Genomic DNA, 6,840 nt, shown 5'->3' with positions numbered 1-6,840 from the left:
GTGGCGCCGACAGCCGGCGCGGAGGCGGGGTGACGCGAGAGGTGACCGACGGCTGCGGCGGGGGCAGCGTCATGAAGGTGCGCTCTTCCACGCGGGGCTTGCGGAACGCCTGCAGCTCCGGGGGCCCTTCGCGCGTCAGCCCCGTCGGACAGCGGTCCACCTCCACCGTGCCCAGGAACAGCAGGCCCCCCGGCGTCAGGCTGCGCGCCAGATGCCCGATGGCCGCGTCGCGCGCGGACGGAGAGAAGTACGTGAGCACGTTGCGGCAGAGGATGAAGTCGAACAGGCCGAAGCGCTCCGGCAGCGGCGCCAGCAGGTTCGCGGGCGCGAAGCGGGTGACCTTGCGCACCTCCGGGACGATGGACACCTGACGCCCGCCGTGGGGCTCGTAGACGGTGTGCAGCGCGGGCGCGGACTCGCGGCGGGACCACGCGCCGTAGGTGCCCCTCCGGGCGGCCTCCAGGCTGGCCTCGTGCAGGTCGGTGCCCACCACCTCCACCGGCATCCCCGCGGGCGCGCACGCCAGCAGGCACGCGCCCAGCGAGTACGCCTCCTCGCCGGTGGCGCACCCCGCGCTCCAGCCGCGCAGGTGCATGGCGCCGTGGCGCAGCGCGGACGGCACGCCCTCCATGGCGATGAAGCGGAAGTGCTCCGGCTGGCGGAAGAAGTACGTCTCCCCCACCAGCACCGCGCGCACCAGCGTGTAGGCCAGGGGAGAGCCCAGTTGCTGCAATTCGCTCAGGACCTCCGTGGGCACGCGGCCCCGGGCCAGCTCCGCGCGCAGCACGCGTTCCACCGCCTCCTGGGCGATGGCGTCATCACGAAAGCCAGTGGTGTCCGCCACCACTTCCCGGGCGCGGGCCAGCAGCCGAGGGTCGAGCCCTGCACTCATGCGCTCCGCTCTTCCTCCACCGGCGCGAGCAGCGCGGGCAGGTCGCGCAGGAGTCCCCGCGCGATGAACACCTTCGGATCCAGGATGGGCAGCGCGCGGCCACCGACGCGCAACATGCCCAGCAGTCCTTCTTGCAGCAGGCCGTGCTCCGCGCCGCCCACCTTCTCTCGCCGGTCGATCTCCGTGGCCTGGAACTCCTCCGGATCCCGCACGGTGTCCACGGTGAGCGCCAGCGACACCCCTTCGGCTTCGATGACCACCAGCATCCGCTCCGCGATGGCCACCTGGTGCTTCACGCCCAGCCGCAGCGCCACATCCAGCACGCACACCGCATGGCCGCGCAGCTCCACGTATTCGCGCAGGTAGGACGGCCCCGTGGGCAACGGCCGCGTCGCCGGCTGCAACAGGACCTCCTTCACGGAGTCCAGCGGCACGGCGAACTCGCGCTCGCCCACCGACAAGCGCAGGACGAGCATGGCGCCCGAACGCGAGCGGCGACGCGCGGACTCCAGGGCCTCGCCCACGAGGTTGAGCAGCTCATCCGCGCGGAAGGGCTTGGGCAGGAACGCCTCCGCGCCCAGGCCCAGGCACGCCTCCGCGCGCTGCTTCTCCGACGAGATGATGATGACCGGGATGTCCGTCGTCGCGACATCCGACTTCATCCGCTGGAGCACCTCGTCGCCGTCCATCTCCGGCATGGACAGGTCCAGCAGCACCGCCGCCGGGCGCAGCCGGCCCACCTTCTCCAGCGCCTCACGGCCGTTGCTGGCCGTGTGGATGGTGTAGTGCCCGGAGAGGATGGCCCGCTCCAGCGCCAGGATGGCGTCGCTGTCGTCGACCAGCAGGAGGGACGGCAGGCTCACGGCGTCACACCCTGTTCAGGAACTGACACACCGTCTTGGTCAGCTCGTCGTGCGAAACGGGTTTCTTGATGAACGCGTTGGCCCCGGCCTCCGTGCCGCGCTGGCGCAGATCCTCGCCCTTCTCCGCCGTCAGCAGGATGACCGGCACGCTCTTCACCTGTGCCTGGGCACTGGCGCGCACCTCCTTCACGAAGGTGATGCCGTCCATGTTCGGCATGTTGATGTCGGCGATCACCAGACTCACCGGCACCAGCCGCAGAAGTTGGAGCGCGCGCGCCGCGTCCTCCGCCTCCACGATGCTGATCTTGAGGTTCATCAGGTAGATCTTGAGGATGTTGCGGACGGTCGGGCTGTCGTCCACCAGCAAGACGTTGGTACTCACTGTGCCACGGCTCCTCGCACAGGCTCCGCGAAGTACGGAGAGGTCTGCGCTGCATGGGTGATCCTACCGTGAGCGCTCCGATGGGCGGAAGCGGGGGGCCCCCGACCGCCGGGAAGCCGGGCAGGCAAAAGTTGGGTCTTTCCGGGAAGGTTGGGAGGAATCAGCCCTCCTTGGGCGTAGGGGTCGCCAGGACCCCTTCGGCCCCTTCCACCGTGTCCACCGGAGGCGCTCCCACCGAGTGATAACCGCCGTCCACGTGAACCATTTCGCCGGTCGTGCTGGGCATCCAGTCCGACAGCATGGCGCACGCCGTCCTGGCCACATGGTCGTGGCTGTCCTTGTCGCTCCAACCCAGCGGCGCCTGCTTGCCCCAATACTGTGCCAGAGCCTTGAACCCCGGAATCCCCTTCGCGGCGATGGTGGCCAGGGGGCCGGCGGCCAGCGCGTTGACGCGGATGCCCTTGGGGCCCAGGTCGCGCGCCAGATAGCGCACCGTGGCCTCCATGGCCGCCTTGCACACGCCCATCCAGTCGTAGATGGGCCACGCCTGCCGGTTGTCGAAGTCCAGCGCGACGATGGCGCTGCCCGGCGGCATCAGCGGCGCGCACGCCATGGCCAGCTCCTTCACGGAGAAGGCGGAGATGCGGAACGCGGTCTGCACGCTCTCCCACGGGGTGTTGAGGAAGTTGCCGCCCAGCGCGTCCTCCGGCGCGTACGCAATGGCGTGCAGCACGCCGTCCACGCGGCCCCACTTCTGGCGCAGCGTCTCCGTCAGGGCCGGGAAGTGCTCCGGGTTCGTCACATCCAGCTCCAGCACCTCCGTGCCGGGCTTGAGCCGCTTCGCGCTGCGCTCCGTGAGCGACTTCGCCCGGCCAAAGCCGGTGAGGATGATTTCCGCACCCTGCGCCAGCGCGTGCTCGGCGATGCCGAAGGCCAGCGACTGCGGGGTGAGCACGCCGGTGATGAGCAGCTTCTTGCCCTGGAGGAGCATGTCGGTACGTTCTCGCGAGAGAAGAGGAAAGGAGGGGGCGCGTGCTTACCACTCCTTGGCCTCCGGCAGGGGCCCCCGGACCCGATTCCCGTCCGACTCCGGATGCCCGGCGGGACGGCAGCGCAAGGGACGCCGTGGGTGTAGGTCCGTTCAGCATGCCGGCCGTCCCGGCCTTCTTTTGAGCTCCTTCCAGCCGAGGGAATCCGGCCCTCGGTGAAGCTGGGCTCACGTGGGGCATGACTCCATCTGCTCCCCGCGGACGAAGACAGGCAGCCGGGCGCGGGGGGCTTCAACAAACCTGAGGCGAAAACCCCCCAACGCGGCGCCCTTCCAGTAAAAGACCCCCCGCCATGGCGAATTTCCAGGACAGCTTCCTCTCTGGTGCCAACATCGACTTCATCGAGGGGCTCTACGCGCGCTTCCTTGATGATCCCGGCAGCGTGGACCCGAGTTGGCGCGAGGTATTCGAGCGCAACAACGGCACGGGCCGCCCCATCTTCAACGCGAAGCAGCTTGAGGCCCCCGCGCCCGTCGTCCCCGAGGGCAAGGGCAAGGGCAACGGCAAGGCGAACGGAGCCGTGCAGGCCCCGGCCGCCGCCGCCGCGCCCGCGGCCCCGGTCGCGCCCGCGCAGGACATCGGGTTGCAGTCGAAGGTGGACCAGGCCATCACCGCCTTCCGGCTGCGCGGCCACCTGCGCGCGACGCTGGACCCGCTCGAGCGCCCGCGCCCGCCCCTGGGGCACATCGCGGATGTCGCGCTGATGGATGAGAACCACTTCAACGCCCGCGAGCTGGAGCAGGCGGTGGAGTGCAACAACGTCTTCCCGCAGCAGCGCGTGCGCCTGTCGGACCTGGTGACGCGGCTGCGCCGCACGTACTCCGGCCACATCGGCGTGGAGTTCATGCAGATGCTCGACAGCGAGCGTCGCCGCTGGCTGATGCAGCGCATGGAGCACAGCGACAACCGCACGCCGTACTCGGTGGAGGAGCAGCGGCACATCCTCACCAAGCTGTCGTACGCGGAGGGCTTCGAGCACTTCCTGCACACGAAGTACGTGGGCGCCAAGCGCTTCAGCCTGGATGGCGGCGAGGCCCTCATCCCCATGCTGGACGCCCTCCTGGAAGTCGGCGCCGCCATGGGGCTCAAGGAGCTGGTCATCGGCATGGCCCACCGCGGCCGCCTCAACGTGCTGACGAACATCCTGGGCAAGAAGCCGGATCAGATCTTCAGCGAGTTCGACGGTCCCAAGGACCCCAAGGCGTACCTGGGCCGGGGTGACGTGAAGTACCACATGGGCTTCTCGTCGGACCACGCCACGCGCTCGGGCAAGAACGTGCACCTGTCGCTGGCCTTCAACCCCAGCCACCTGGAGTGCGTGGGCCCCGTGGTGGAGGGCCGCGTGCGCGCCAAGCAGGACCGGGGCGGCGACACGGAGCGCACGGGCGTGATTCCCCTGCTCATCCACGGCGACGCGGCCTTCATCGGGCAGGGCGTCGTCGCGGAGACGCTCAACTTCGCGGGCCTCAAGGGCTACACGACGGGCGGCACGGTCCACGTCGTCATCAACAACCAGGTCGGCTTCACCACCGACCCGTCGGATTCGCGCTCCAGCATCTACGCCACCGCCATCGCGCAGATGTTGGACATCCCGGTGTTCCACGTGAACGGGGATGACCCGGAGGCGTGCGTCCACGTGGCGAAGCTCGCGGCGGAGTACCGCCAGACCTTCAAGAGCGACGTGGTCATCGACCTCATCTGCTACCGCCGCTACGGCCACAACGAGGGCGACGACCCGTCCTTCACCCAGCCGTCGATGTACGACATCATCCGCAAGCACCCGCCGGTGCGCGCGCTGTACGCGAAGGCGCTGGCGGAGCAGGGCCGCATCCCCGCGGAGGAGTCCGACGCGCTCAAGCAGCGCTGCTACCAGGACTTCGACGCGGCGCTCACCCGCGCCCGCCAGGAGAGCCAGTTCAAGGAGCCCAACGCGCTGGAGGGCCTGTGGAAGCCCTACAAGGGCGGCCTCCTGAAGAACGCGCCCCAGGTCCCCACCGCGGTGGAGAAGGCGACGCTGCGCGACGCGCTCCAGAAGCTGGCCACCGCGCCCGAGGGCTTCCAGGTGCACCGCGACGTGGAGCGCACCGTCCTCAAGAAGCGCCAGGGCATGCTGGAGACCGAAGAGCTCCAGTGGAGCGAGGGCGAATCCCTGGCCTACGCCACGCTGCTGTCGGAGGGCTACATCATCCGCCTGTCCGGCCAGGACAGTGAGCGCGGCACCTTCAGCCACCGCCACGCGGTGCTGCACGACGTGCAGACGGGTGAGGAGTTCACGCCCCTGCGGCAGTTCGCCACCGGCAAGGCGGCCTTCAACGTCTACAACAGCCCGCTGTCGGAGATGGGCGTGCTGGGCTTCGACTACGGCTACAGCCTGGACGTGCCGGACGGCCTCACCATCTGGGAGGCCCAGTTCGGCGACTTCGCCAACGGCGCGCAGATCATCATCGATCAGTTCATCGCGGCGGCGGAGAGCAAGTGGCGCCGGCTGAGCGGCATCACGCTGCTGCTGCCGCACGGCTACGAAGGCCAGGGCCCGGAGCACTCCAGCGCGCGCCTGGAGCGCTTCCTGGACCTGTGCGCCGAGGACAACCTCCAGGTCTGCTACCCCACCACGCCCGCGCAGATCTTCCACCTGCTGCGCCGCCAGGTGCTGCGCCCGGTGCGCAAGCCGCTGGTCATCATGTCGCCCAAGAGCCTGCTGCGCCGCCCCGAGGCGACCAGCCGCATGGACGACCTGGCGACGGGCGCGTTCCAGGAGATCATCCTGGATGCGAAGGCGGATCCGGCGAAGGTGAAGCGGCTGCTCCTGTGCAGCGGCAAGGTCTACTACGACCTGGCCAAGGCCCGGGACGAGCGCAAGGACGACACCATCGCCATCGTGCGGGTGGAGCAGCTCTACCCGTTCCCGCACGACGAGCTGTCCAACCTGGTGGCGAAGCTGCCCCAGTTGCAGGAGCTGTACTGGGTGCAGGAAGAGCCCCGCAACGCGGGCGCCTGGCACTTCATGTTCCCGCGCCTGCACGACCTGGTGTCCGGCCGCGCGCAGCAGCATCCGGTGAAGTTGGGTTACATCGGCCGTGCCGAGGCCGCGAGCCCCGCCACCGGCTTCCCCAAGACGCACGATTACGAGCAGCAGCTCATCATCGAAGAAGCCATCCTCCGAGGAACCCAGAATGGCCGTTGAACTGAAAGTCCCGCCCCTCGGTGAGTCCATCACCGAGGCCGTCGTCGGCAAGTGGAACAAGAAGCAGGGCGACACCGTCGCCGCGGACGAGCCGCTCGTCGTGCTGGAGACCGACAAGGTCACCATCGACGTGCCGTCTCCCGCAGCCGGCAGCATCGCGTCCATCGCCTTCAAGGAGGGCGACAAGGTCCGCGTGGGTGAGGTGCTGGGCACCATCGAGGCCGGAGGCGCCGGTGCCGCCGCCGCGTCTCCCGCTGTCGCCGCCGCCACGCCCGCGCCCGCCCAGGCCGCCGCTCCGGTGCAGTCCGCGCCGGCCGCCGCCGCCAGCGACGCGCGCATCACCCCCACCGCGAAGAAGATGGCGGAGGAGAACCAGGTGGACGTGGGCCAGTTGAAGGGCTCCGGCACCGGTGGCCGCATCGTGAAGGAGGACGTGCTGGGGCAGATCAACCGCCCGGCCGCGCCCACCC

6 protein-coding genes are annotated in these 6,840 nt (G+C 69.5%); 2 read left to right on the top strand and 4 right to left on the bottom strand.

From position 1 onward, the window contains the following. From D7V88_RS37320 to fabI, 4 genes are all read right to left on the bottom strand, one after another. Positions 1-892, bottom strand: an 892-nt coding sequence (locus D7V88_RS37320; protein WP_244238600.1) for a CheR family methyltransferase, incomplete at its 3' end; no start/stop codon positions are given. Further along, the gene (locus tag D7V88_RS37315) at positions 889-1,755 is read right to left on the bottom strand and encodes a response regulator (protein WP_120545334.1); all 867 of its coding nucleotides are present in this window, start codon (positions 1,753-1,755) and stop codon (positions 889-891) included. The genes D7V88_RS37320 and D7V88_RS37315, both read right to left, overlap by 4 nt. A gap of 4 nt (positions 1,756-1,759) precedes the next feature. Beyond that, positions 1,760-2,137, bottom strand: a complete 378-nt coding sequence (locus D7V88_RS37310) for a response regulator (protein WP_120545333.1) — start codon at positions 2,135-2,137, stop codon at positions 1,760-1,762. Positions 2,138-2,297: 160 nt separating this feature from the next. Continuing rightward, positions 2,298-3,128: an enoyl-ACP reductase FabI gene (gene fabI, locus D7V88_RS37305; RefSeq protein WP_120545332.1), complete on the bottom strand. Its 831-nt coding sequence runs from the start codon at positions 3,126-3,128 to the stop codon at positions 2,298-2,300. 350 nt (positions 3,129-3,478) lie between these two features. Between fabI and D7V88_RS37300 the strand changes: the two genes are divergently transcribed. Further along, a complete protein-coding gene (locus D7V88_RS37300) occupies positions 3,479-6,370 on the top strand; it encodes a 2-oxoglutarate dehydrogenase E1 component (RefSeq protein WP_120545331.1) in 2,892 nt (963 codons plus the stop codon). Beyond that, the coding region (locus D7V88_RS37295; RefSeq protein WP_208726703.1) for a biotin/lipoyl-containing protein at positions 6,360-6,840 on the top strand (481 nt) is incomplete at its 3' end. The genes D7V88_RS37300 and D7V88_RS37295, both read left to right, overlap by 11 nt.

Source organism: Corallococcus terminator (assembly GCF_003611635.1).
Taxonomy (GTDB): domain Bacteria; phylum Myxococcota; class Myxococcia; order Myxococcales; family Myxococcaceae; genus Corallococcus; species Corallococcus terminator.
Note: the sequence above shows the minus strand (reverse complement) of the source record. Positions and strands in the feature narration are given on the sequence as shown.

Bases quoted from the DNA above. Each gene is read 5' to 3' on its own strand.
- D7V88_RS37300 (WP_120545331.1), top strand. From the start codon at position 3,479: ATGGCGAATTTCCAGGACAGCTTCCTCTCTGGTGCCAACATCGACTTC.
- fabI (WP_120545332.1), bottom strand. From the start codon at position 3,128: ATGCTCCTCCAGGGCAAGAAGCTGCTCATCACCGGCGTGCTCACCCCG.